Annotated in this window: 24 protein-coding genes and 1 tRNA gene; 4 read left to right on the plus strand and 21 right to left on the minus strand. The window is 64.8% G+C overall.

Annotation, left to right across the window (positions count from 1 at the left end; translation table 11 throughout):
• Positions 1 to 47: 47 nt before the first annotated feature.
• The 11 genes from NRG23_RS18160 to NRG23_RS18210 form a co-directional block, all read right to left on the minus strand.
• Entirely contained in the window at positions 48 to 1,262 is a 1,215-nt protein-coding gene (locus tag NRG23_RS18160) for a response regulator (protein ID WP_009046385.1), read from the minus strand.
• Between the two features lie 139 nt (positions 1,263 to 1,401).
• Positions 1,402 to 2,679 carry a 4-aminobutyrate--2-oxoglutarate transaminase gene (gene gabT, locus NRG23_RS18165; RefSeq protein WP_009046384.1) on the minus strand — a complete coding sequence of 426 codons (1,278 nt, stop codon included), beginning with the start codon at positions 2,677 to 2,679 and terminating at the stop codon, positions 1,402 to 1,404.
• Positions 2,680 to 2,865: 186 nt separating this feature from the next.
• A complete protein-coding gene (gene gabD, locus NRG23_RS18170; RefSeq protein WP_009046383.1) occupies positions 2,866 to 4,308 on the minus strand; it encodes an NADP-dependent succinate-semialdehyde dehydrogenase in 1,443 nt (480 codons plus the stop codon).
• A 464-nt stretch (positions 4,309 to 4,772) separates the two neighbouring features.
• Positions 4,773 to 5,084, minus strand: a complete 312-nt coding sequence (locus tag NRG23_RS18175) for a RebB family R body protein (RefSeq protein ID WP_009046382.1) — start codon at positions 5,082 to 5,084, stop codon at positions 4,773 to 4,775.
• Between the two features lie 50 nt (positions 5,085 to 5,134).
• On the minus strand, positions 5,135 to 5,449 hold the full coding sequence (locus NRG23_RS18180) for a RebB family R body protein (protein WP_009046381.1): 315 nt from the start codon (positions 5,447 to 5,449) through the stop codon (positions 5,135 to 5,137).
• 84 nt (positions 5,450 to 5,533) lie between these two features.
• Complete coding sequence (locus NRG23_RS18185) at positions 5,534 to 5,998, minus strand: hypothetical protein (protein WP_009046380.1); 465 nt, start codon at positions 5,996 to 5,998, stop codon at positions 5,534 to 5,536.
• A 34-nt stretch (positions 5,999 to 6,032) separates the two neighbouring features.
• A complete protein-coding gene (locus NRG23_RS18190) occupies positions 6,033 to 6,671 on the minus strand; it encodes a hypothetical protein (RefSeq protein WP_009046379.1) in 639 nt (212 codons plus the stop codon).
• Positions 6,672 to 6,772: 101 nt separating this feature from the next.
• On the minus strand, positions 6,773 to 7,480 hold the full coding sequence (locus NRG23_RS18195; RefSeq protein ID WP_028681524.1) for a hypothetical protein: 708 nt from the start codon (positions 7,478 to 7,480) through the stop codon (positions 6,773 to 6,775).
• Positions 7,481 to 7,498: 18 nt separating this feature from the next.
• Entirely contained in the window at positions 7,499 to 7,726 is a 228-nt protein-coding gene (locus tag NRG23_RS18200; protein ID WP_007930328.1) for a RebB family R body protein, read from the minus strand.
• Positions 7,727 to 7,845: 119 nt separating this feature from the next.
• A complete protein-coding gene (locus NRG23_RS18205) occupies positions 7,846 to 8,376 on the minus strand; it encodes an RNA polymerase sigma factor (protein WP_028681523.1) in 531 nt (176 codons plus the stop codon).
• A gap of 89 nt (positions 8,377 to 8,465) precedes the next feature.
• Positions 8,466 to 9,158 (minus strand): Crp/Fnr family transcriptional regulator, encoded by a 693-nt coding sequence (locus tag NRG23_RS18210; RefSeq protein WP_160168800.1) that lies wholly within the window; start codon positions 9,156 to 9,158, stop codon positions 8,466 to 8,468.
• Between the two features lie 254 nt (positions 9,159 to 9,412).
• On the opposite strand from NRG23_RS18210, the gene NRG23_RS18215 reads away from it, so the two are divergent.
• The 4 genes from NRG23_RS18215 (at position 9,413) to NRG23_RS18230 (ending at position 11,610) form a co-directional block, all read left to right on the plus strand.
• A tRNA-Arg gene (locus tag NRG23_RS18215) sits at positions 9,413 to 9,489 on the plus strand.
• Between the two features lie 122 nt (positions 9,490 to 9,611).
• Positions 9,612 to 10,475: a hypothetical protein gene (locus tag NRG23_RS18220; protein ID WP_257371545.1), complete on the plus strand. Its 864-nt coding sequence runs from the start codon at positions 9,612 to 9,614 to the stop codon at positions 10,473 to 10,475.
• On the plus strand, positions 10,459 to 10,923 hold the full coding sequence (locus tag NRG23_RS18225; RefSeq protein WP_257371546.1) for a hypothetical protein: 465 nt from the start codon (positions 10,459 to 10,461) through the stop codon (positions 10,921 to 10,923). Before NRG23_RS18220 ends, NRG23_RS18225 begins: the two co-directional genes overlap by 17 nt.
• A 135-nt stretch (positions 10,924 to 11,058) precedes the next feature.
• On the plus strand, positions 11,059 to 11,610 hold the full coding sequence (locus NRG23_RS18230) for a hypothetical protein (protein WP_009046373.1): 552 nt from the start codon (positions 11,059 to 11,061) through the stop codon (positions 11,608 to 11,610).
• 12 nt (positions 11,611 to 11,622) lie between these two features.
• Here the strand turns inward: NRG23_RS18230 and NRG23_RS18235 are convergent, their stop codons facing one another.
• The 10 genes from NRG23_RS18235 to NRG23_RS18280 form a co-directional block, all read right to left on the minus strand.
• Positions 11,623 to 11,814: a hypothetical protein gene (locus tag NRG23_RS18235; RefSeq protein ID WP_009046372.1), complete on the minus strand. Its 192-nt coding sequence runs from the start codon at positions 11,812 to 11,814 to the stop codon at positions 11,623 to 11,625.
• A gap of 81 nt (positions 11,815 to 11,895) precedes the next feature.
• Positions 11,896 to 12,615 carry a hypothetical protein gene (locus NRG23_RS18240; RefSeq protein ID WP_257371548.1) on the minus strand — a complete coding sequence of 240 codons (720 nt, stop codon included), beginning with the start codon at positions 12,613 to 12,615 and terminating at the stop codon, positions 11,896 to 11,898.
• Positions 12,612 to 13,193: an RNA polymerase sigma factor gene (locus NRG23_RS18245; protein ID WP_257375079.1), complete on the minus strand. Its 582-nt coding sequence runs from the start codon at positions 13,191 to 13,193 to the stop codon at positions 12,612 to 12,614. The genes NRG23_RS18240 and NRG23_RS18245 overlap by 4 nt, the downstream gene beginning before the upstream one ends.
• 37 nt (positions 13,194 to 13,230) lie before the next feature.
• Positions 13,231 to 14,982 carry a VWA domain-containing protein gene (locus tag NRG23_RS18250; RefSeq protein ID WP_257371550.1) on the minus strand — a complete coding sequence of 584 codons (1,752 nt, stop codon included), beginning with the start codon at positions 14,980 to 14,982 and terminating at the stop codon, positions 13,231 to 13,233.
• Between the two features lie 87 nt (positions 14,983 to 15,069).
• On the minus strand, positions 15,070 to 15,630 hold the full coding sequence (locus NRG23_RS18255) for a YbhB/YbcL family Raf kinase inhibitor-like protein (protein WP_009046368.1): 561 nt from the start codon (positions 15,628 to 15,630) through the stop codon (positions 15,070 to 15,072).
• Positions 15,631 to 15,862: 232 nt separating this feature from the next.
• Complete coding sequence (pgaD, locus tag NRG23_RS18260; protein ID WP_124301012.1) at positions 15,863 to 16,348, minus strand: poly-beta-1,6-N-acetyl-D-glucosamine biosynthesis protein PgaD; 486 nt, start codon at positions 16,346 to 16,348, stop codon at positions 15,863 to 15,865.
• The gene (gene pgaC / locus NRG23_RS18265) at positions 16,348 to 17,697 is read right to left on the minus strand and encodes a poly-beta-1,6-N-acetyl-D-glucosamine synthase (protein WP_009046366.1); all 1,350 of its coding nucleotides are present in this window, start codon (positions 17,695 to 17,697) and stop codon (positions 16,348 to 16,350) included. The genes pgaD and pgaC overlap by 1 nt, the downstream gene beginning before the upstream one ends.
• A 3-nt stretch (positions 17,698 to 17,700) precedes the next feature.
• Positions 17,701 to 19,698, minus strand: coding sequence for a poly-beta-1,6-N-acetyl-D-glucosamine N-deacetylase PgaB (pgaB, locus tag NRG23_RS18270; protein ID WP_257371552.1), 1,998 nt, complete (start codon positions 19,696 to 19,698; stop codon positions 17,701 to 17,703).
• A gap of 12 nt (positions 19,699 to 19,710) precedes the next feature.
• Positions 19,711 to 22,188 carry a poly-beta-1,6 N-acetyl-D-glucosamine export porin PgaA gene (gene pgaA / locus NRG23_RS18275; protein WP_257371553.1) on the minus strand — a complete coding sequence of 826 codons (2,478 nt, stop codon included), beginning with the start codon at positions 22,186 to 22,188 and terminating at the stop codon, positions 19,711 to 19,713.
• 313 nt (positions 22,189 to 22,501) lie between these two features.
• Complete coding sequence (locus NRG23_RS18280) at positions 22,502 to 24,010, minus strand: YdgA family protein (RefSeq protein WP_009046363.1); 1,509 nt, start codon at positions 24,008 to 24,010, stop codon at positions 22,502 to 22,504.
• Between the last annotated feature and the right edge of the window lie 379 nt (positions 24,011 to 24,389).

Raw genomic sequence — 24,389 nt, forward strand, 5'->3', positions numbered from 1 at the left:
GCTCGGCAGCGGCTACAGATGTGCTGCGCCAGCCGCTGGTCGAGGTATCAGCTTTTACGCAGCCGGGTCAGTTCCGGCAGGCCAATCTTGAGCAGGCGCGCGGTCTTGCTGTTGGCCAGCTCTTCGAGGCCCTCGGACGGTTGCAGGCGCGCGAGCTGGGCGGAGAGGTTCATTACCAGGGCCTCGCGGGAATAAACCCCGCCACCGAGCTGGTAGGCCGAGGCAATCAGCTCGCGCAGCTCCAGCGGCAGGCGCCAGCGGGTGCGCAGGGCCGAACCGTAGGCCGCGCCGAACTGTTCCAGGGCATCGCCGATCTCTTCCATGTCATCCAGCGCGCCGCCGGCCTGTTTCCACTCTTGCAGGCAACGCAGCAGCGCCAGGTCACCCAGGCGATGCAGCATGCCGGCGCAATAGCAGCGCTCCTGGTCCAGGTCCAGCAAGCGGGCCAGGGTCCGGCCGTATTCCGCGGTGTGCAGCGACAGCTCCCAGTAACGCTCGGCGTAATCGCCCAGGGCCGGGTCGCTCAGGCGCGCGCTGCGCTTGAGCGCCAGGCCGAGAATCAGGTTCATGCTCTGCCCGGTACCCAATCGATGCAGGGCCTGGGCCAGGGTCTGCACGGCGCTGCCATGGTGCTGGGCGGCGCTGTTGGCCGCAGCGATCAGCACCGCGGTGATCTGCGGGTCGGTACGCACCTCTTCTTCCAGCAGCTTGAGGTCGAGGCCGTTGGGGTTGAGGCTGCGTTTCACCGCCAGCTGCACATCGGCGAGCAACGGCGCGCCGTCGGCCAGCTCGCGACGGCGCTCGAGAAAGGTCCACAGGGTCATGCCCGGCGCCAGGGTCGGAACCTCGCACGAGACTTCCTGGCCAGCGTCCAGCAGCAGGTCCTGCAGGCGCTGGGTCAGGCCTTCCATGTTCAGCGGCTTGGTCAGGTAGGCCGTCGGCGCCAGCGGCAGGGCTTCGCGCACGCTGGCACTGTCGTTGCGGGTGCTCATGAGGATAAAAGGCAGCACCGGGTTGCGCTTGCGCTGGCGCACGCTGCGCAGCAGGCCGAGGCCGTCGACGCCGGGCAACTCCCAGTCGGCGATCACCAGGTCATAGGGGTTTTCGGCCAGCAATTGCAGGGCTTCCTGACCGTCGGCGCACACATCCAGCCGCGCGTCGCAACGTACACTCAACAACACTTGCTTGAGCAAATCGCGAGACCAAGGGTCCGCCTCGGCAATCAACACTCGCGGTACAGCGGGTAAATCCACAGCAGTCATGCAGCACGCTCCCTGGGCAATCCCTTGCACCTTAGTCAATGCCAAGGCTTCCATACAACGCAAATGCACCGCGCAGCCGCGATCGGCACAAAAAAACCCGCCGAAGCGGGTCTTTTTGTCGATCGGGTCACAGGCGGGATCAGAGCTCGGAGAAGCACTCTTCGATGATCGCCAGGCCCTTGTCCAGTTGCTCGTCCGGCGAGGTCAGCGGCACCAGCACGCGCAGGACGTTGCCGTAGGTGCCGCAGGACAGCAGGATCAGGCCCTTGTCACGCGCCTTGGCGACAACCTGTGCCACGGCGGCAGCGTTCGGCTTGTGGCTGTCGCCGTTCTCGAACAGCTCGACCGCGATCATCGCGCCCAGGGCACGCACGTCGCCGATCACCGGGTACTTGGCCTGGATGGCCTTGAGGCCGGTCACCAGACGCTCGCCGACCGCCTTGCAACGGTCCAGCAGGTGCTCTTCCTCGAACACTTCCATCACGGCCAGGGCCGCGGCGCAGGCGATCGGGCTACCGGCGTAGGTACCGCCCAGGCCGCCTGGCGCGATGGCGTCCATGTATTCGGCCTTGCCGCAGACACCGGCCAGCGGGAAGCCGCCGGCGATGGACTTGGCGAAGGTGGTCAGGTCGGCGGCAACGCCCATCTGCTCCATGGCGAAGAAGGTGCCGGTACGGCCAGCGCCGGTCTGCACTTCGTCGGCGATCAGCAGGATGCCGTGCTGGTCGCACAGGGCGCGCAGACGCTTCATGAACTCTTTAGGCGCGACGTAGAAACCGCCTTCGCCCTGTACCGGCTCGATGATGATCGCGGCGATGTCACGAGGCTCGGCATCGTTCTTGAAGATGCGCTCGATGCTGGCGATCGAATCGTCGATGCTCACACCGTGCAGCTCGTTCGGGTACAGCGCGCGGAAGATACCGCCTGGCATCAGGCCCATGCCGGCCGAGTAAGGCACGACCTTGCCGGTCAGGCCCAGGGTCATCATGGTGCGGCCATGGTAGGCGCCAGTGAAGGCGATCACGCCGGCGCGGCCAGTGGCGGCACGGGCGATCTTCACCGAGTTTTCCACGGCTTCGGAACCGGTGGTCACCAGCAGGGTTTTCTTGGCGAAATCGCCAGGCACCTTGGCGTTCACTTTTTCGCACAGTTCCACGTAAGGCTCGTAGGCCAGGACCTGGAAGCAGGTGTGGGTCAGCTTGTTCAACTGCTCGGTCACCGCGGCGATGACTTTCGGATGCAGGTGGCCGGTGTTGAGTACGGCGATACCGCCGGCGAAGTCGATGAACTCGCGACCTTCAACGTCGGTTACCGTGGCGTTCTTCGCGGAATCGGCGAAGATCGGGTGAATCTGGCCTACACCGCGCGGTACGGCGGCTTCACGGCGTTTCATCAGGGATGCGTTGGTCTTGCTCATAGTGTCCTCATTCGCCGCTCATCGGTCGGCGTGGTTCAAGGATGACGTGGCGGGGAGGCAACCGCGGCAGCATGCGATGATCGACTGCCCCGGCTATCCCGGCCACTACTCAAATAGCGTTTGCAGCACGCCAGAGGACAGCGCTCTCGTGCCCCTGGCGTTTAAAACCATGCCTTGGCGCGGGTATCAGATGCCCAGGCAGAGGTATTTGATTTCCAGGTAATCCTCGATGCCGTACTTGGAGCCTTCACGGCCCAGACCCGAGGCCTTGATGCCGCCGAACGGCGCGACTTCGTTGGAGATCAACCCGGTGTTGACGCCGACCATGCCGTATTCCAGGGCTTCGGCCACACGGAACACACGGCCCAGGTCGCGAGCGTAGAAGTACGAGGCCAGGCCGAACTCGGTGTCGTTGGACATGGCGATCACTTCGGCTTCGTCCTTGAAACGGAACAGCGGCGCCAGCGGACCGAAGGTTTCTTCCTTGGCCACGGCCGCGTCTTTCGACACGTTGACCAGGATGGTCGGCTCGAAGAAGTTGCCTTCCATCGGCTTGCCGCCGGCCAGCAGGGTCGCACCTTTGCCCAGGGCGTCGGCGATGTGTTCCTGGACCTTGGCCACGGCTTTTTCGTCGATCAAAGGACCGGTGGTGGTGCCTTCTTCCAGGCCGTTGCCGATCTTCAGCTTGGCCACCGCGGCCTTGAGCTTCTCGGCGAAGGCGTCGTAGACCGAATCCTGGATGTACAGGCGGTTGGCGCAGACGCAGGTCTGGCCGTTGTTGCGGTACTTGGAGATGATCGCGCCTTCGACGGCCTTATCCAGGTCCGCGTCGTCGAACACGATGAACGGAGCGTTGCCGCCCAGCTCCAGGGAGACTTTCTTGATGTCCTTGGCGCATTCGGCCATCAGCTGGCGACCGATTTCGGTCGAGCCGGTGAAGGACAGCTTGCGCACGATCGGGTTGCTGGTCAGCTCGCCGCCGATGTCGCCGGCGCTGCCGGTGACCACGCTCAGCACGCCTTTCGGGATGCCGGCGCGGTGCGCCAGCTCGACCAGGGCCAGGGCGGAGAACGGGGTCTGCGAAGCCGGCTTGATCACCATGGTGCAGCCAGCGGCCAGGGCCGGGCCGGCTTTACGGGTGATCATCGCCGCCGGGAAGTTCCACGGGGTGATGGCCGCGGTCACACCGATCGGCTGCTTGATCACGATCAGGCGCTTGTCCGGCTGGTGGCCGGGAATCACGTCGCCGTAGATGCGCTTGGCTTCTTCGGCGAACCATTCGATGAAGGAGGCGGCGTAGGCGATTTCGCCCTTGGCTTCGGCCAGTGGCTTGCCCTGCTCCAGGGTCATCAGGCGACCGAGGTCGTCCTGGTTTTCGATCAGCAGCTCATACCAGCGACGCAGCTTGGTCGCCCGCTCCTTGGCGGTCAGCGCGCGCCAGGCCGGCAGGGCCTTGTCGGCGGCTTCGATGGCACGGCGGGTTTCAGCCGCGCCCATCTTCGGCACGGTGCCGAGGATTTCGCCCGTTGCCGGGTTGTTCACTTTGATGGTCTGGCCGTTATCCGCGTCGACCCAAGCCCCATCGATGAAGGCTTGCTGGCGGAACAACTGGGCGTCTTTAAGCTGCATGTCGGTTTCCTTAACAGCACCGCGCGGGGCGGAGCGAATTGTGATTGTTGAAAGGCGCCTTGACAGGCTGCCGTCAGGAAAAACTGTTACCGGGCTCAAGCACAGAAATAGCGCCTATCAGAATAGACGGGCGGGTCGGCTCTCAGACAAGAGCGTTTGAAATCTCAAACGAATCCTAGGGTCAACCGGGGGACAGGGCAATAGGCTGTTCGAAAAAAAGAACGAAAACGCCGCTTTGGCAGAATCTTTCGGATCAACGACACCGCCCCGGCGGTTGGGGGCAGACGCCCCCTGTGGGAGCGAGCTTGCTCGCGATGGCGGCCTGACGGTCGACATGGGTGTCGAATGGGCGTCCTTTATCGCGAGCACGCTCGCTCCTACAGGGGATTGGGGTTGGGCTGGCGTTGCGCAAACGCAAAAAACCCCGCAGCCGGAAGGCTGCGGGGTTTTCTCAGGGCCAGGTCTTAAGTGAACGACTTGAGCACTGTCAGCAGGCTGGTGAGGTTGTCGCCCACACCGCCCTGGGCCACTTTTTCGGTGGCCGAGGCGCCGGCGGTGGTGTCGACACTGTAGATCTGCATCACGCCCTGGTTGGTGGCCGCCTGGGCCAGGGTGTTTTGCTGTTGCTGGGCCGAGACCGAGTTCTGGAACAGGATCGCTACGGATTGCCCCATTGACTGGTAGATGGTGCCCATCGACATGGCCGGCGCTTCGGCCACGACCTTGACGTTGGTCTGGGTGACGGCATCGGTGATTTGCGGACTGACTGTACTCATAGATGAAACTCCTTATTAAGAAAGAACAACTTCCGTTAGCGTTCGCCCGATCAAGGGTTGAACGACTTGAGGATCGTCAGCAGGCTGGTCAGGTTATCGGCCACGCCGCCCTGGGCGACTTTTTCGGTCGCCGCCGCGCCGGCGGTGGTATCGACGCTGTAGATCTGCATCACGCCCTGGTTGGTGGCCGCCTGGGCCAGGGTGTTTTGCTGCTGCTGCGCAGAAACGGAGTTCTGGAACAGGATCGCCGTGGCCTGGGCCATGGACTGGTAGATGGTGCTCATGGCCATCGCTGGCGCTTCAGCCACCACTTTGACGTTGGTCTGGGTGACCGCGTCGGTAATTTGCTCGTTGACTAATGGCATGGTTCAACTTCCTTTGTTAGTACACGGCGGGTTCCGTGTTAATCAATGAACGTGGCAAAACACAGGCTGTGAATACGCAAACGCTCAATGCTCCGCCGGGGCGCCGGCTGGCTGGCCGAGACGGGAAATCACCGCCTCGACCTGCTCGACCAGCCCCTGCATCCGCGCCTGGACGGCCGCATTGACAGCCTGCTGGATCAGCTCGGTCTGCTCGGGCGTCAGCGCCTGCGCGGGCTTGGCGCCCGCCTCGGCGGCAGCCGCCTGTTGCTTGGCCGCCAGCCACTGGCGAATCACCGCTTCGCGCTGCTGGGCGCTCTGCTGCAGCGCGCCTTCGCTGGCCTTGGCCTGCGCCATCAACTCGCTGGTGCGCTGCTTCTCGTTGTCGATCAGGTGCTGAGTCTGGGTGAGCACCTGGTCGATGACACCCGTCTGCGGCTGACTGCGCATCCAGGCTTCGAGAATCTGCTTTTCACCCGCGGACAGGCTCAGGTTGAGCGCGTCGGCCAATTGGTAGAGACCCGCGAGCGAGTCCTGGTTTTCCTGGGGCATCTGGATGTCCTCCTTCAGACACGGAGCCGCGCCGCTAAAGCCGCACCTCGATGCCGTCCTGCCAGAAACCGGCGAAGTAGAACTTGCCGTCGCTGTCGCAGGACGAGGCCAGGTCCCAGGGGGTCATGGCGGTGGGACGGGTATCGAAGACCGCGGGCGGCGGTGGCAGCAGGTTGGCGTTGTTGTAGAGGTTGCCGACCTCGTAGCTGTTGGCGACGAATTGCGAACAGAACGAGACGTTGCCGATCGCCACCGACTCGTTGATCCGCGCCTGCAGCTCGGGGGTGAACGGGGTGCGCTTGAACACCGACAACGCCGCGTTCCATACGCTGTAGCGGCCACTGATCTGGGTACTGCCGACGTCGCCGTTGAATTGCTCGGCGGCCACCACGGCGGCCCGGGCAAGATCGTCGTCACCGCAGGAATAGACCATCGCCGAGCGCTTGACCGCCTCGCTCGACAGATCGGTCATCTGGATGCCACTGCCGACGCTTTCGATCACACAGGTATCGCTGATCGCGATGGCCGCGTGCACCACGGGCACATTCGGCGAACCGTCGCCGAACATCTTGGCCTTGATCCACTGCCCCGCGCGAATGAACGCGCGGGGAATGCTGGTGGACAGCTTGTCGTCCACTTGGGCTACTGAAAAAACAATATCTCCAGGCTGCATGATGTCGCTCCTCATTAAAGAAAAGTGCGTGTTGAACGTGCTGCTGCACAGTCCCGGAGGGGCTCCGGGACTGGGTGCTCATGACGCCGGGACGGCGTGAATCAGGACGGCGGCGCGCCGCGATTGGCCAGGGTGTTGCTGTACTTGGCGATGCTCTCGTCGATCTTGTCGATGGCGATGCCCGCCGCTGTCGCCTCCAGGGCGCCAGCGGCCGCGGCGACCGCGGCCGCCGCCCCCACCAGCAGGTCGGTGGCCAGGGCACCCAAGGCGTCCTCGGCGGCTTTTTCGGGGTGGTTCTCGACGATGTTTTTCGTCATCTGCTCGAGCAATACCGCCTGGGCCGCCAGCGCCAGCTTGCTGACCCCGTCGAAATAGCCCGCCGCCGATTGCGCGACCAGGCCGGCGGCCTGGCTGATCATCATGTCCGGGGCGATGGCGATCTGCGCCGGGGCATAGCTGAAGGTCTGCGCGTTGGTGAACTCCACCGCCTCGACGATCTGGCTGTTCAGCGCATCGGTGCTGCCGGTCGGCGGCGCCGCGACCTGGACCATCATGTGCTCGTTCATGCGGTCCATCACCGTGCGCGGCGACTTGGCGGGAGTGCTGGGTGGCGGGGAGGTGCCCCTTGTAGTGGAATCAGCAACCTGCGGCCCCGCAGCCGTAGGCTCAGCGGCTTTGGGAGTGCTCGGCTTGGGATTGCTCGGCTCGGTATCGCCTGGCTTGGGATTGGCCGCCTCAGGGTCGGTCGCCGGCGTGGCGTCAGTCTCCGGCTCGGCGGTGGCAGCAGGTTTTTTCTTGAACCAGAACATGAGGTCTCTCCCCAGGCGTCAAGGCTTCTCGCCGATCTGCATGATCAGCGACACAGCCTTGGAGATCACCGCGTTGGAGATCTGATTCAACGCCTGCTGGCTGTTGACCGCATTCTGCAGGGACAGCCCCGCCGAATGACTGGCCACCTGGTACAGCGAGGCAATGGCCTGGGCCGGCGCCTCCGCCACCACCTTGACGTTGGTTTGCGTTACCGCGTCGGTAATCTGGCTGTTGACCTCTGGCATACATCTCTCCTTGATGGAAGACGCCAGCGCAGGCGCGCTGGCGGTGAACTCGTCGGCGGTTTCAGGTGCTCATGAAACAAGAACGCCCGACATCCGCGGCTGTGAATGCAAAAGTGCTGTCAGCGCAGCGCCTCGCGCAGCAACTGCACGCGCTTGCGCGCCAGGGGCTGGGCGATGCCCAACTCGGCGGCGATCTGCGGGTACGGCAGTTCCTCGACAAAACGCATTTCAAACAACCGCCGCTGGAGCACTGGCAACTGCGCCACGCGACTGCCCAGTTGCGTCAGTCGCTCGAACTGCTCGACGTACTCGAGCACCGACAGGCAAGGCGCGGCGAGCAGGGCCTGGTGATCGTGCTCAAGGTCGACCGAATGATCGAACACCTGCCCTTCGCGCTTGCTGCGCCGCAGGCTGTCGAGAAAGACGTGGTCCAGCACCAGAAACAGAAAACCCTGCGGCTCTCGGATGCGTTCCGGGGAACGCCTGAAGAACAGCAGGGCTTTGACGGCCGTGTTGGACAGCCATTCCTGGGCCAATGCCAGGTTGCCCCTGGCTCGCCGGTTGGCCCGGCGCATCAGCTCGGGGTAGACCGCTCGCCAGCTTGCCTCGAACAACCGATCGACCGCCGCCACTTCACGAAAAGATCCCATCGCCAGCACTCCCTGTGCATTCCTTGATGAGCCGACAGTCTCTGATCGCGCAACAGGCGTTCGCTGTTACCTGGGGAACAGTTGAACAATTAATTCAGCGAGCAAGCCTTGCGCCGCAGATGCTCGACATCGTTGATCACCAGCCGGCCGCTCTGGCAACTGATCACCCCCGAACGCCGCCACAGCTGCAACTGGACATTCAGCTTCGGCCGGCTGGTGTTGAGCATCGCGGCCAGGATGCCCTGGTTGCGCGGCACCGCTGCACAGGTCAGCGGGGCCAGCTCGAAGTCATCGATACTGGCCAGCAGGAACCGCGCCAACCGCGACTCCAGGCGGTGCAGGCAAACCAGTTCGAGCAACTCGAGGACCTTCATCAGGCGCGTCATCAGCAGCATCAGGACCCGCTGCCAGAACAGCGGCTCGTCGTACAGCGCCCGGAAATGCCGCCTCCCCAACAGCAGCACCCGGGTCGGGCCACAGGCGAAGGCCGAGGTTTCCCGGGCGTGGCCCTCGATCAGCGCCGACTCGCCCACCACCTGGCCGACGCCGGCGCTGCCGACAATCTGCTCGCGCCCGTCCGGGCCATGAATCACCGAATACACCTGCCCTTCGGCGACCAGCGCGATGAAATCCAGCGCCTCGCTCTTGAGATAGAGCACCTCCCGGTCACTCAGCGAGCGCTCCACGGAATGGGTGGCCACATAATGGATCAATGTGTCCGGCATCCCCCTGAACAGATCGGAGCGTGCCAGCAGAGTCTGACGCAACGAAAAATCGAGCATTACCGCGCCTTTTGAATGCATGCGTTCGCCTTGACTGGTAGGAAATCGCTGCGCCAGCACGCAGCGGTTAGAGCGCTTGAAGCCATAGAGCAAAGCAAACAAAGGGACGTCCGACGGGAGGACTTGTGAATAGGGCGAAGGGGCTTTCGGGCATCGCGAAGGACAAGACAAACAACGAGGCGACGACCAATCATCACGCGAGAAAAAACCGCATGGACGCCCCAAGCCGACATGGGTATGATGTCGCCCGCACTGCACTCGTAGCTCAGCTGGATAGAGTACTGCCCTCCGAAGGCAGGGGTCGTGGGTTCGAATCCCGCCGAGTGCGCCAGCCAGAAACGCAAAAGCCCCAGGTCGCATGGCCTGGGGCTTTTTCGTTTGCATCCGTTGAGTCAATCGAAGAATCACCGAGGTGTGTGCCAACAACCTACGCCTCGCGGACAGGAGGTCCCGTTGCTGCGCCATCCTTTGCTCAACCAGCCCTATCAGCCGGACCTACGTTCCTGGATCGGCTGTTTCATCGGCTATGACATGCCCCCGGCACTGGATGCCGAGCTGAGCCGCTACGACCCCAACGACCCCGATGATCGCGAACACCTGATCCGCCATTACTGCCTGGCGCACTTCAACGACCGGGAGAATTTCCGTCACCGGCAGCGGTTGGTGGAGGTCCTGCAAGCGGCCCTGGACGATCCGGACTTCGACTTCGAGGAGGTTTGGGAACCCGTTGAAGACGACTACGACTACGATCAATGGCCCACCGGCTGGCCGGCGCAGATCGACGACAGCCGGGACTTCTTCCAGCGCCTGCTCCTGGCGGCCCGGCAGCTGTGGCACGACGACCTGATCCGCGCCCGATTGCCGTCCCTGGCCGAATGCCGGGCGATCCCGGCGCGGGATCGCGGCTCCCGCGACTGGCTGTTCAGCGTCGACAATCCCCAAGCCTGGAAAGCCGTATTCGATGTGGCGGCCACGCCCTACGACCTGCACACCCCGGGCCCACAGTTCCAGGGCGAGCAACTGAGCCTGCAGTTGGCAGGCCCGATGCTGCGCCAGTCCCTGCCATCCACCTGGCCGGCCAGCCAGGCGCTGACCCACTGCCGCCTGGACCTGAAGATCCAGGGCATCAGCGAACTGCACGTCAGCGGCACGCGTTTCGACGGGCGTATGCGTACCCAGCTCACACGCTTGCAGCCTGGTTATTACCTGCGCCTGGACATCGGCTTCGACTGCGTCATCGAATGCGTGGCGCAGTCCGTCGGCATCGCCAACGTCCAGGGCTCACGAGAGGAAGAGCGGCATGAGCAGCAACTTTGAACGGGCCCTGGCGCGCCAGGAAATACCGCAGTTCTTTCGCGGCCAGGGTGAGTACCTGACCCGGGACGGCGATTGGGACGAGCACCTGTTCTGCATCAACTGGCCGGGGATATTCGCCTACCTGCGCAATAACGCCGACGGCGAACAGCAGTTGAGCGCCGGCTTCGAGCGGTATGTGTACAGCATCGAGGAAAGCTTCGAGGACTGCTTCGGCCTGCGGGAAAACCTGTTCGGCTACTACTCGACCCGGGCTCGCTGGGCGCCCGCCAGCACCGACCTGCTGGCGCAGCTGCCAGCCCCTTGCCGGCGACGGATAGTCCAGCGCCTGAGTTGGTATCGCTGGCAGCTGGAAAACCACGCCCGGCTGCTGCCGGAGCGAGCCCGGCGCATGGCCGAGGACGGTGCCGCCGTCGAGTTCATCGACCTGCCCGCTTCGCCCTACGCTTGAACGCGCCTGCTGCCGGTTTAGGTATCTCCGCTCTTTTTTGCGATGATGCCTCTCCCCGATGCCGTTCGCGCACTCTGCCCATTACCGAGCAGATACCCGCCTTTTCTCGGCCAGACTCATGGAAGACCCCACACGATGAATATCTCGAACCTTTCCGCTAATACCGCGCCATCGCACCAGGCGCGTTATTACTACGGGCCCAACTACAAGAAAATGACCCTGGCGGGCCTGGTCTTCGGTGGGCTTTCGCTGTTCGCGGTGTTCGGCACACCCAGCGAGAACAACGGCGTGATTCGGCTGCTAGAGGCCCTGGGGCTCAATGGTCATCTGGTCATGCAACTGCTTGGCGTCGTGGGCGTGGCCATGACCGTCGCCGTCGCCGGTGCGCTGATCTTCCTGCGCGGTGCCGGCAATCGTTATGTGGTGCTGACGGACAAGAAGCTGGTGGCCCCGGTCAGCAACTTCAGTTCGAAGATCCGCGAGATTCGCCTGATCAATATCGCGGACGTCGAGCTGGTGGAAGTCTTCAACCAGCGTTTCATCCGCGTCCAGCACAGCGACGGCAAGATGGAACTGGTGGAGAACATGTTCAAGAACCAGGAACTGTTCTACGACTGCTACAAGGCGATTGCCCTGGCCATCGAGGCCAAGGGCCAGAACGTGAAACGCGCGCCCGCCCGCAAGTAAAGGCTCCGGGTTTCAGTCTGGCGTCTGCCGCTTCTGCGTCGACTCATCCTGATCCGCGGCAGGCTGGGCCTGCTGCGGGTCTTCATCTTCTTCCTCGGCCTCGAGCAGAAAGTCCTTGCGACTCTCCTTGATGGCCTGGCGGATATCCGCGCCCTTGGTCGGGCAATTCAGCAGTGCAGCGATACGGTCGATGCGTGGCGCCATGGCCAGCCTCTCACTTTCAGGAAACTGGCTCGATAGTGCGCGTTTTCCGGGTGCCAGGCCATTACTTGCGCGCGTTTACCCTCAGGGTTTCTGCAAAGCCTCCAGTCGATCGGCAATCTCCTCGTCGGGGAAGCGCTGTTTCAAGGCAATGATGTACTGGTCGGCGATCTTGTCCTGGCCGGTCTGGCGCAGCCGCAACACCTCACGCAGGGCGTCGTCGAGAATCGACTCCGGCGCCTCGCGCTCGCCCTGCTCCTTGCCCGGAAACGACGCCAGGTGCCCCAGGGACTCATAAGGTTTACCGGCGAAAGCTTCGGTGTCCCGGGTCAGCGGCAGGCCCGCCACGGGGGCGGCGGGAGCGGGCGCCGACAAGGCGCCGCTGGCATGCGGTGTGGTAGCCAACTCGAAGTGGTCCGATGCATCCATGCGTGATTCGGCACGGGCCGACTCTGCGGAGGCTGCAGTGGATTCGGCCTGGCGGCGCGCCAGCTGGGGGGCCGCGGCCTTGGCCATGGGCGCCGGGGCGAGCACCTGGCGGGGCGCAGGCTCTGGAGTGCGCTGCAACACGCCCAGCAACAAGGTCACGCCAAACAGGCCGGCGAACGCCACTTGCCAGCGCGGCTGGCGGCACAGATCGAACCAGCGTTGCCACAGGGAAGGTTTAGGCGTCGGGGCTTCGCGGCGGGCCGTGGCCATGATCAGGGCGTCGAGGCTGGCCGGCGGTTCGCCGTGGCTGTGCTGGCGAATGTGCTCGAGCATGCGCTCTTCTTCGGTGGGCGGAAGCTGTCGGGCGTCAGTCATGTCAGTACCTCCTCGGCCAGGAGCCGACGCAGTTTTTTCAGCGCATAACGGAAACGGCTTTTCACCGTTTCCAGCGGCGTATCGGTAAGGCTGGCGATCTGCGGCAATTCCAGTTCGCCGTGGGCGCGCAGCAGGAATACTTCGCGCTGGTCGGCGGGCAGGTCCTGCAAGGCGGCGTCGATGCGTTGCCGTTCACGGCTCAGGTTCAGGTGCTGTTCCGGGCCGCTGGCGTCATCGGCCAGCTCATGCAACTGCTCGTCGTTGCTATCGTGCAGCGGGTTGCGCAGGCCGTGCTTGCGCCAGTGGTCGATCAGGCGGTTGCGGGCGATCTGGTACAGCCAGGTGCGAAAACTGGCCCGGCCCTGTGGCGCGCTGCTGGTGCGGATCAGGCTGAGCCAGGTGTCCTGGTAGACCTCGTCGGCCAGCTCGGCCTTGTCGCACAGGCTCAGCAGAAACCGGTACAACCCCTGGCGATGGCGTTGGTAGAGGACCTCGAAGGCAGCGCTGTCACCCGCGCGATAACGCGCCAGCAGCGTTTCGTCGCTGCTGGCGGGTCCTGACCGGTTCACCGCAGGCATGGTCGTGCTGAACTCCTTCTGGTGGTGGGTCATGACGTTACTCACGGCGGCTCAAGGCCTCCCCGGAGCGTCCCGGTTGATCCGCCGGAGCGGCAGTCTGCAGGCTCTGCGCCAGTTCCACCAGCTGCACGAACTCGCCACGCAGGCCGAAACGGTCTTCGCCCTTGGCGCCGCGGGCCAGGGCGACGGTGTCCTTGAGGCCGAAGTCGCCGGTGTAGCGACCGTCCTTGAGCTGCTGGGCGAACGCCGCCACGGCTGCGGAAAATCTTAGATCATCGCTGGCCTGGGCGAGTTTGCCATGCTGCTGCGAAGCCAGGATCGGCCGCTCGATCAGCCGGCTGCTGCCGCCTTGCGGTGCCTGGTAGCGCACCCGCAGCATGGCCAGCTCGTCGCCCTTGCTGTTCGACTCCGACGACGCCTGGGCCTGGCCATAACGCAGCGGCTCCAGCCAGCCCTGTTCGCCCTTGGGCACGATTTCATACAGCGCGGTGACCGTATGCCCGGCCCCGATCTCGCCGGCATCGACCTTGTCGTTGTTGAAGTCCTCGCGTTTCAGCGCGCGGTTCTCGTAGCCCAGCAGGCGATATTCGCTGACCTGGGCCGGGTTGAATTCCACCTGCAGCTTCACGTCCTTGGCCACCACCGCCAGGGTCGAGCCGAGCTGGTCCACCAGGACCTTGCGCGCCTCGCGCAGGTTGTCGATGTAGGCGTAGTTGCCATCGCCGGCGTCGGCCAGTTGCTCCATCAGGTGCTCGTTGTAGTTGTCCACGCCAAAGCCGAGGGTGGTCAGCGACACACCGCTTTTACGCTGCTCGACGGCCATCTGCTTGAGGCGGTCGAAGTCGCTGATGCCAACGTTGAAGTCACCGTCGGTGGCCAGCAGGATGCGGTTGATGCCGTTCTTGATGAAGCCCTGGCGGGCCATCTGATACGCCAGCTGGATGCCCGAGGCGCCGGCGGTGGAACCGCCCGCCGTCAGTTGCTCGATGGCGTTGCGGATCTTCGCCTTGTCGCGCCCGGAAGTGGGCTCCAGCACCACCCGCGATTCACCGGCATACACCACCAGCGACACCCGGTCCTGCTCGCGCAACTGGTCGACCAGCAGCTTGAGGGTGCTTTGCACCAGCGGCAGGCCCTCGCGGCGATCCATGGAGCCGGAGACGTCCACCAGGAACACCAGGTTGGCCGGCGCCAACTCGGCAACGGTGCGATCCGAAGCCTTGATGCCGATGCGCAGCAGGCGGGTGTGGGGGTTCCAGGGCGACGGCGCGATCTCGGTGGTCACGCCAAACGGCGAACCATCGCCGGGCAGGGCGTAATCGTAGGGGAAGTAATTGACCAGCTCCTCCAGGCGCACCGCGCCTTGCGGCGGCAGGCTGCCCTGGTTGAGCAGGCGCCGGACGTTGGCGTAGGCGCCGGTATCGACGTCGACGCTGAAGGTCGAGACCGGGGCCTGCGCCACGCTCTGGATCGGGTTGTCCGGCAGGTTCTGGTACTGCTCCCGCGGCTCGGCGCGATAGCCGGCGGGCAGCGATTCGCGCGTCATCATCGAGGTGTGCAGGGGCGTCGGGGCGAGCGCCTTGGCGTTGTTGTATCCGGCCAGGATCACATCGGCGCGCTGGGCCTCGCTCGGCGAGGGCGCGGCGGCCTGGGGTGCGACCGCGTCCTCGACGGGCAAGGCTGCGCCCCGGGTATCCGGCGCGGACGGGCCGCAACCGGCCATGGCCAACAGCAACCCGGCGGCGCACCCCTGAACGGCGGGGCGAAGGTAGTACGGAGGAAGGAACATGGGGGCTGACCTCGGGAGAAATTGATCCATTCCCCCCTTCAGACGAAGCCCCTGGGCGATTCGGGTTAAGCCCCGGAATTTTTTTTCTTAGCGCAGGTAGCGCCGCACCACGCTGCTGTTACGCAGCACGTGGCCGTTGATCTTCTCCAGCAGCTGGGCACGGGTCAGGCCGGCCGGCAAGGCGTCAGGCGCCAGCTCCAGGGCGTAGATCTGGATGATGTAGTGGTGCGCGCTGTCGCCCACCGGCGGGCACGGGCCGACGTAGGTGGTGGTGCCTTTGCTGTTGGTGCCGCCCAGCCCTTCCAGGGTGCCCTTGGCCCCCGCGCCCGCGGCGATCTGCCGGGTCGTGGCCTTGATCCCGTAATGCACCCAGTGATCGATACCCTGGCCTTTGGCGCCGTCCGGGTCGTGCATCACGATGGCGTAGCTGCGGGTGCCTTCGGGGCCGGCGGTCCAGGCCAGGGCCGGCGACAGGTTATGCCCGCCGCAGCCCTTGGCATCGCTGGCGCTGGCCGGGGTGAACAGGCGGTTGTCCGAGACACCGGGCACGTTCAGGGTGAAACGCTCCTGGGCCTGGGCCGGCAACTGCAGGCACAGCAGGACGGCGCTGGCGGCCAGCCAGGTATTGAGAGAAGCAAAACGGGACATACGCGAGCACCTTCTGCGAATGGGTTCATCGGAGCCTGGAAACAGGAGCCTGGAGACTATAGCTGCGCGACGAAGCGTCGCGCTTGAGCGATATTGCCGCTGATTGAGCTTGAGCCGCAGCCGCTTGTAAACGAAAAAAACCCGGTTTTTTTCAGCTCCGGGGCTTTTTTCGACGGCATCCGGGATTGTTACCCGGTCGCCCTGACCCTGCCACCTTCAATCAGCGGCTGAATCAGCGTTGCACGGCATCCGCCAGCAACGGCGCATGCGGTGCATGCGGTGCATGTTCGGCGTTGAGGCGCATGAAGCCGGTGGTGACAAGGCTGATGCCGCCCTCCTCGTCGTTGTGCACCGTCATGGTCCCGGGCTGGCGCATGCGCGCAAAGTTGGCGGCGCTGAGCTTGAAGCTTTCGCTCAGGCGCCGGTCATCCACCGCCGGCGACGGCAGGCGGCGCCGGGCAAAGCTTTTGCTCTTGCGCTGCTGGTAACGCGCCCAGAGGATCAGCACGGCGGCGTTGAGCAGGGCCACCCACAGGTAGATCTGCAAGGTGCCGAGCGCCTCGAGCACGCCGATTTCGATGCGCGGGCCGTCGTGGGTGTCGATCAGCGGCCACAGGCCGCGTACCAGCAGGTACACCAGGCCGATCCAGGCCAGCACGGTGAACGCCGCATCGACGAGCACCAGCACTGGGCGTTGACGGGTTCTGATGATCTTCATCAGCGAGCCTCCTCTTCATCATCTATGGGCTTGATGCCACGGTCGGGGCTGACCCAGCGCGCACGCTTCTGGTGTTGGCTGAACAGCACCTTGGGGAAACTGACAAGGGTGGTGAACAGGCTGACGAGCCAGAACACCAGGGGGTACCAGACCACCCAGAACATGGTCTTGCCCAAGCCCTTTTCATAGCGGCGGTCGATCAGGATGCTGACCGCGAACTGCAGCAGGCAGACCATCGCCAGCACCAGCCCGGTGAAGGCCGGAGGCATCAGGCGGTCGACGGCGATGGCCTCGGGCATGACGATGAACTTGCCGACGCCCCAGAAGATCACCGACAGCAGGAAGGTGAAGGCCCAGCCGGTGGACAGGCAGTATTCGAACAGCAGCGGCCACAGGTAACGGTGGCGCCATTGCCAGATCCCGCGGATGTTCTTGAACAGCACCTCGGCGCCGCCCTGGGCCCAGCGCAGGCGCTGCTTCCACAGGCCGTGCAGGGTTTCCGGCATGAGGATCCAGCACAGCGCCCGTGGCTCGTAGAAGATGCTCCAGTGATCGAGCTGCAGCTTCCAGCTGATGTCGATGTCTTCGGTGATCATGTCCGGGCTCCAGTAGCCGACCCGGTGCAGGGCCGAGCGGCGGAAGGCGACAATCACCCCGGAGACTGTGAAGATCCGCCCGAACACCCGCTGGGTGCGCTTGATCAGGCCGATGATCGAGGAGAACTCGCCCACCTGGACCCGGCCCACCAGGGTCGAGCGGGTGCGGATCCGCGGGTTGCCGGTCACCGCGCCCAGGCGCGCATTCTCCAGCAGCGGCGCCACCAGGTAGGCCGCGGTGTTCGGCGCCAGCAGCGCGTCACCGTCAATGCACACCAGGTATTCGCTGCGCGCCGCCACGGCACCCATGCGCAGGGCCACGGCCTTGCCCTGGTTTTGGGCCAGGTGCACCACCCGCAGCCGTGGATCCTCCAGCGCCAGGGCGTCCAGCACTTGCGCGGTGTTGTCCTTGGAGCCGTCGTTGATCGCGATGACTTCGATGTTCGGGTAGTGCTGGGCCAGCGCCGCGTGGATGGTGTCCGCCGCGTTGTCGCCCTCGTTGTAGCAAGGGATCAGGATGCTGATCAGCGGCTCGCCCGCCAGCGCCGGCGGCAAGGTGTCGTCCTTCCAGGGCCAATGGCGTTCCCAGTGCAGCCAGAAGTACAGGCCGCCGGCGATCCACAGGCCGGACATGAACAGCGGGTAGAAGAACACGAAGTCCATCAGGAACTGGCCGGTCACCAGGAAGATCAGGCCCAGCGGCACACCGAGGACAATCGCCAGAACGAGCAGGGCTAGCAGTCGATCCAACATGATTTAAGGGTTCCACTTGGTGGAGAGCGCAGGACGGATGGTCTTCAAGTCCGGCGAGTTCTCGAGAAAGTTATCCGGGTAGTAGCCGAAACTGGTCGCGCCCTGGCGCTTGAGTCGGCCCATCCAGTCGGCCATCTGCGCGGCGTCGATATCGCTCGCCGGTTTTTGTGCCCAGTCCCGGGCCTGCAGTTCGAAGATGGTACGGTTGAGCGCGCCGGGGCGTGCCTTGACCGTGGCCACCAGTTGCTCCAGCCAGGCGCCGGAAGCCTTGCGCTGCTGGCCCTCCATCAATGGCATGGCCATCGGCGCGGTCCAGTCGTAGTTGGCGAGGAAGTCGTCGAGGTTCTGGGCGAACCAGGCTTCGCTCTGCGGGTTGAGCATCGGCTCGGCGAACAAGTTGCGCGCGGTCAGCACCTGCGGCCCGCGGATCGCCTTGACCTTGGCGGTCAGCTCATGGGTGAAGTCGATCAGGTAGCGGCTCTTGAAGCGGGTCCAGCGCTGCAGGGTCGCCGGATCGGCGCGCAAGGCGGCGATCGAGCCGGGCAGGCCGTTGGCGGCGTAGGTGCGCAGCGCTTCGGGGCTGGCGTCTTCGAAGTCGGAGAGCACCGCGTCGTCGTGGTAGAGGATGCCGTCCACCGAGGTCAGGCGCGCCACGTCCTCGTAGATCTCACCGATGATGCGCCGCACTTTCGGGTCGAACGGCGACAGGCGCCGGTACTGGTCCGGGTCGGCCGCGACCTGACCGGTTTCCGGGTCCCAGCGGGTCACGCGCGGCAGGCTCGGGTCGAGAGCGAAACTCAGCACCGGCATCCAGGCGAAGACCTTGACGTTGGCCCGGGTGCGCAGTTGCCAGGCGACCCGATCGAAGATGTCGGCGCGCACCGGCAGGTGACGGTTGGCGAAGTACAGCGAGTGCACCAAGCCATCGCCCTTGGGGTCGGCGAAGGCTTGCAGGAACACGGTATTCACGCCCAGGTCGGCCATGCGCTGGACCAGCTTGCCGAGGTTGATTTCCTGCTGCTGCGGGTCCGGGTCGTAGACGTTGTCCAGGTCGACATGGGCCACGCGCATCGGGTTGCTGGCTTCGACGCCGACGATGCTGTTGGAGAAGTGGATGCCATCCGGGTCCGAGGACACCAGGAACCGCGGGCTGCTCATCAGGTTGTCGAGGGCATCGAGGCCGTCGTCGAGGGTCAGGGCCATGTCGTAGCCCTGCTCGCCCACCACCCGCAGCGCGGTGCCGTCGGCGGCGCCGTAGGGCCAGACCCAGACGCGCGGGCTGTAGCCGGTGGCGGCGCGGATTTTTTTCGAGATCGCCGCCACGTCGCTGCGCAGGCGCGCCTCGAACTCGGCCTCGCTTTCATAGCGCCCGCTGCTGGCGTCATAACGCCGGGTGGCGGCGGCCGGTTGCAGGTTGCCCTGGGGGTTGGCCAGCACGCCCTTGTGGTTGGCATCGGTGTGGGCGGCGATTTCCACCAGGCCGGAACGGGAAATCTCGCGGACCTGCTGCCAGGTCAGGAAGTCCGAGCGCTTGCGCGGGGTGCCGGCAAAGTCCACCGGCTGGTTCAGCGGGGTATCGACCCACGCCCCCACCGGCGCCAGCAGGGCATGCCAGTTGTAGCTGCGCAGCACCGGCAGCACGCGGGTGTAGAAGCTCGCATAACCGTCATCGAAGCTCAGCAGCACGGCCTTGGCCGGCAGCTCGGGGCCGCCTTTGCGCGCCGCCATGATCTGGTCCACGGTGACCGGCTGGTAGCCGTTCTCGCGCAGCCAGGCCAGCTGTTCGATCAAGCGTTCGGTGCGCACGGCCACCACCGCCTGGTCGGGGTCGCGGTCTTCGACGTCGTGGTAGGCAATGCCCAGCACGTGGTTTTTCGGCCACGGGGTTTCGCTGGCGGGCACGGGGCGCTGCGCCGGCGGCAGGAAATCCGCGGCGGGCTGGGCGCAGGCGCTGAGAATCAGGGCTCCCAGCAGGAGGATGCAACGGGTCATCGGAGGCATCTTCGGACTCTTCTAGAAGCGATAGGTAAGGTCGAGGAGCAGGCGCAGGTCGGTTTCCCGGTCGCCGTCGTAAGGCCGGTTGAGCACGCTCAGGGCGACCCCGGCTTCAAACACGTCATTCCAGGTCACCCGCTGGCCATAGCTGAGCAGGCCGATCGCCCCGGTGGAGTAATCGCGCTGGCTGTAGGTACCGGCGCCCACCTGGAACTGCTGGCTCCAGGAGGTTTCGTAGCGGTGATAGAGCACGTGGTTGACGTTCACCGTCGGCAGCACCGTGAAGTCCGACCTGGGGTTGAAGTAGGGCGTGTCTTCCTTGGTGTTGCGGCTGGCGCCGACTTCCAGGCCCAGGTCGACCTGCACATGCGGCGTGGCATAGACGCCCTCGCGACCGGTGAGCAGGGCCTCGAAACGGTTGTTGCCGTCGCTGAAGTGCGAGGGGCTCAGGGCCAGCCGCCATTCACGGCTCTCGTTGGCCCGCCAGCGCAGGAACGCGCTGCCGCCATTGGCGTAGATGTTGCTGTTGAGCGCCCGCAGCGGGGTATTGGCCGAGAGGTATTCCAGGCTGCCGCCGTACTGCCAGTGATCGTCGATGTCGCGGGCCAGGGACAGCCGCGCGCCCTGCTTGTCGTCGAAGCCGTAGGAGTGGTTGGAGACTTCCGCTTCCAGGGTCATGTCGCGGGTCCGGCGCTCCACGCCGATCCGCTGCCAGCGGTGATGCCCGGTGCCTTCCTGAAAGTCGCCGGTGGCATAGCCGAGGCCGCCGAACAGCCGCCAGTCTTCATCGATCGGCGGGCTGTAGAGCACCGTCTCGATGCCGAAATCCTTGCTCCCGGAAACCGCGCCGGCGCCGCTGTTGCCGCCGCCGTAGCTCTTGCCGCCATAGGTCTCGACCCGCAGCTCGGCCATGTCGTGCACTTGGCGCTGGCGGGCCAGGCGCTGCACCTGACGGTTGTCGGGATAACGCTGCACCACGTCGTCGGTCAGGGCATCGAGCTGACGCCATTCCTGCAGGTCCTGGGCGGTGTGGCCCTGGGCGACCTCGAGGCCGACATCGCGCGGCGCCATGCTCTCGGTTTCCTTGAGCAGGCCCTCGGCGCGACGCGGCCAGTCCCGGGCCTGGTACAGGTTGGCCTGGGCCACGCGCAGGCCGATATTGCCCGGCGCCTGGTCCACCAGGCTGGCCAGGCGCTGCTCGCTGCCCGGCAGGTCGGCGCTGTAGGTGCCGGACTGCGCGGCGAGTTGCTGGGCGTCCATCCATTCATCGTTGGGGTTGCCCACCGGCAAGCCCTTGAGCTCGACCCGCGGTTTCTGGTTCCTGGCCAGGTCGTCGGCGACCTGTTGCGCCTCCTGTGGGCGGTCGCTTTCCAGCAAGGCGTAATACAGCGCGGTGCTGTCTTCGACGCGGTCGCTGACATCGGCATCCGGCGCCGCCAGCACCTGGCGATAGAGGTCGCTGGCGATCTCCGGCTGGCGCTGGTCCAGGTAGGAGGCCGCCACCCAGCGCAGGGCGTAGGTGGGGATGGCCACGTCTTCGGCGGTCAGCTTGTGGTATTGGTCGATCACCTGGGCGGTGCGCGCCCGGGCCTTGAGCGCGCCCATGCGGTCGATGCGCCAGCGGGTCACGTCGTCCTTGGCCGCCGGGTCCGGGGTCCAGGTGGCGAGCAACTGGTCGTAATCGGCCAGGGCGCGGTCGGCGATGACATAACGCTCTTTCTCGCTGCGGGTGGCCAGCTCGGCCAGGCGCACGCGCTCGGCGGCCAGGTCGCCTTGCAGGCGACGTTCTATGACGGGATCGATCAGCCCCGGGCGCTGGCGGGCCAGGCGCAAGGCCGGTTCCGGCAGGCGTGCCCGTTGCAGGGCGAACAGGTATTCGCGGGCGACTTCCGGCCAGGTGCCGGCGCGGATGAACGCCTGGTCGAACTCGAACAGCGCGTCATACGGCGAACCGGCGCGGGTCAGGGCGTAGCCCAGGGCCAGGCGGCGGGTGGCATCGTCAGGCTTGGCCGCCACCAGCTCGCGGGCGCGACGCACGGCTTCCTCGGGCTTGCCGGAGTCGGCCTGGGTCAGGGCCAGGCCCAGTTGCAGGTCGGGATTGCGCGGGTCGCGTTCGAGGGCCAGGCGGTAGACCTGGATCGCCGAGTCCCAGCGCTGCAGATTGCGGTAGGCACGGGCGGTGGCGGTCAGCGCCTGGATCGGCAGCACCCGGCCACGGGCCTGGGTTTCATAGACATTCACCACCTCGGCGTCGAGGCCGGCCCAGCTGGCGATCTGCAGGTGGTCGCTGACCAGCCCGGTGTTCAGGCGCTCGGCCGGCACCTGGCGCAAATGGCTCAGGGCTGGCGCATAGCTACCGGCGCGGGCGTCGAGAATCAGGCGGTCGTACGCCGGGTCGGCAAGGGCCAGGGTCGGCCACAGCAATTGGCTGCATAACGCCAGGCGAAACAGCGGTCGCAAACCATAAAGGCGAACGGGGTGAACAATGGGCGGCATTTTCTTCAGCGTCCTTACATGGCTAGCCGGGGTCTTGTGTCCCCCCGCCTGATACGTGCCAGGAAGCCGAATCAGATGACTCGGCCAGATTGGGGCGGAGTCTTCCACGCAAGGCTGATGCAGATGCGCAAATGTAATATTTCTTCAGATTCGTTTCTGCCCGAATCCGCGAACGACGTGGCCTGTAGCCATGTTCAGGGAGGCTCTGGGTGGGGGTTCTGCCGTCGGATGCAGGCAAAAAAACGCCCGGCAGATCCGTGCTACGGAGGCCGGGCGTTTCTGGCTGAAAACCCCAGGAAGGGGTTTTCGAGGCTTACTGGATGGTGACGGGTCCCAGTTTGCTCATGACAAAACCGACGAACTGCTCAGGCGTCATTTTCTGGCCGTTGAAGTCCACTTCGTTATTGGCGTAGCGCACCTTGGAGACTATGTCGTTGCCTTCCAGCTTGGCCAGCTGGGTACCCAGCGCCATGCCGCTGACCATGTCGGCGGCCATGCTGCCCTGGTCGGCGATCGCCTTGGCGTCGGTCACACCGTCCAGTTGCGCCTGCAACGCCGCCACGTCGGCGATCATCGGCTTGGACAGCAGCAGGTTCAGGTTCAGCTGGGTGAGCAGTTGCTTGCTCAGTTCGGCCGGCGGCAGATCCATGGATTGCGGCTTGTTCAGGTCCACCACCAGGCTCAGGCGGCTTTCGCCGTTGGCGGTCTTGAACGAGAGGTTTTCCAGGGCGATATGCGGCTGGGCAGCCAGCAGCTTGTCCAGGTCAGCCTTGACCTGGGCCTGCTCGGCCTCGCTCAGGTTCAGCTCGGGCGCTGGTTCCCCGGCGGCTTCGGCCGCGGCGACGGCGTCTTCGTAGGGTTGCAGCTTGTTCTGGTAGACCTGCATCAGCGACATGCCGGAGGCGATGTCGAGGTTCTTCATGCTCCAGGCCATTTGCGCCGAACCGACGGCTTTGCCGTTGAGGGCGACTTCGCTGATCTTGTAGTCGGCACGACCGGCCAGGTGGGCGCCCTTCTCGTCGGTGGCGCTCTTGATCTGTGAATTCTTGAAGCTGAGCACCGACTGTTTCTCGCCGAACGTGGCCTTGGTGCTGGTCAGTTCCAGGGTGTTGTCGCCGACGTAGAAGCCATAGTTGCTCTTGGTCAGGTTGCTGGCCAGGGTCAGGCCGTTGAGCTCGACCTGCACCGGGGTCTGGTCTTCGGCGACGCTGTTGAGCTTGAGGCTGTCCATGTAGCCTTCGGCCTTGACCTTCTGCGCTTGGGCGCTGGTCGAGAGGTCCAGCTTCAGGCCGGAGAACTTGAGGGTCGACTTGTCGTCCAGGGCCGTGTCCAGCGGCAGCAACTCCAGGTTGCCGGTGGCGGAACGGTCGTAACCCAGGTTGACCACGCCCTTGAGCGGGGAAACATCCTTGGTGGCGGCGAACCATTTTTCGGTCAGGGCGTTCTTTTCCAGCTCGTAGTGACTGGTGGCCATGACCGGCAGCCATTTCAGGGTCATCAGGCGCGAGAACGGCAGCGGGCCGTGTTCGATACGGTCGACGAACACCAGTTCGACGCCCTCGGCGCTGTCGCCGAACATCTCGCCCTGGCCCTTGAGGCGGTAGCGCGCGGTGCTGCTGAACAGATTGCGCTCCAGCGATACCAGCTCCAGGCTGGCGGTACCGTTGGAACCGACCATGGCCGCCTGGAGTTCCTTGTTGGCATCAGCGATAGAGGTTTGCAGCACCCCTTCCAGCTTGGTCCCGGTATACCAGGCGCCGCCGGCGCTGATAGCGCCCACTGCGACGACGATTCCTAACAGTACGCCTGCTGATTTATTCATTATTTGACCCGATCGATCCGTTGTTGAATGTGTGGTCGTCTTCCCTGAACCCGGTACGGGTTGTGGCTCGACTGTGCGTAAAACTGCCGAAGATTAGCACCGGCCAGGCCGGGCGGCCCAACCTTTCCATGTGAAAAGTAGTGAACGTGCGGGACGGTTCCTGTAGCCGCTGGCGCAGCCTGCGATCGACTTGGGCGGCATTCCGACGTAGCGGTCGCCAGGCCAGGCGACGCGTTTTTCCAGGTGGACCGCGGATTCAGGTTTTGCGGTTGCTGCGCAACCGGTCGCAACCTCGCGGGCTCGGCAGCGGCTACACAGGCGCCGCGGTTCCTGTAGCCGCTGGCGCAGCCTGCGATCGACCTGGGCGGCATTCCGACGT

The organism is Pseudomonas sp. T8, assembly GCF_024610635.1.
GTDB lineage: Bacteria > Pseudomonadota > Gammaproteobacteria > Pseudomonadales > Pseudomonadaceae > Aquipseudomonas > Aquipseudomonas chlororaphis_I.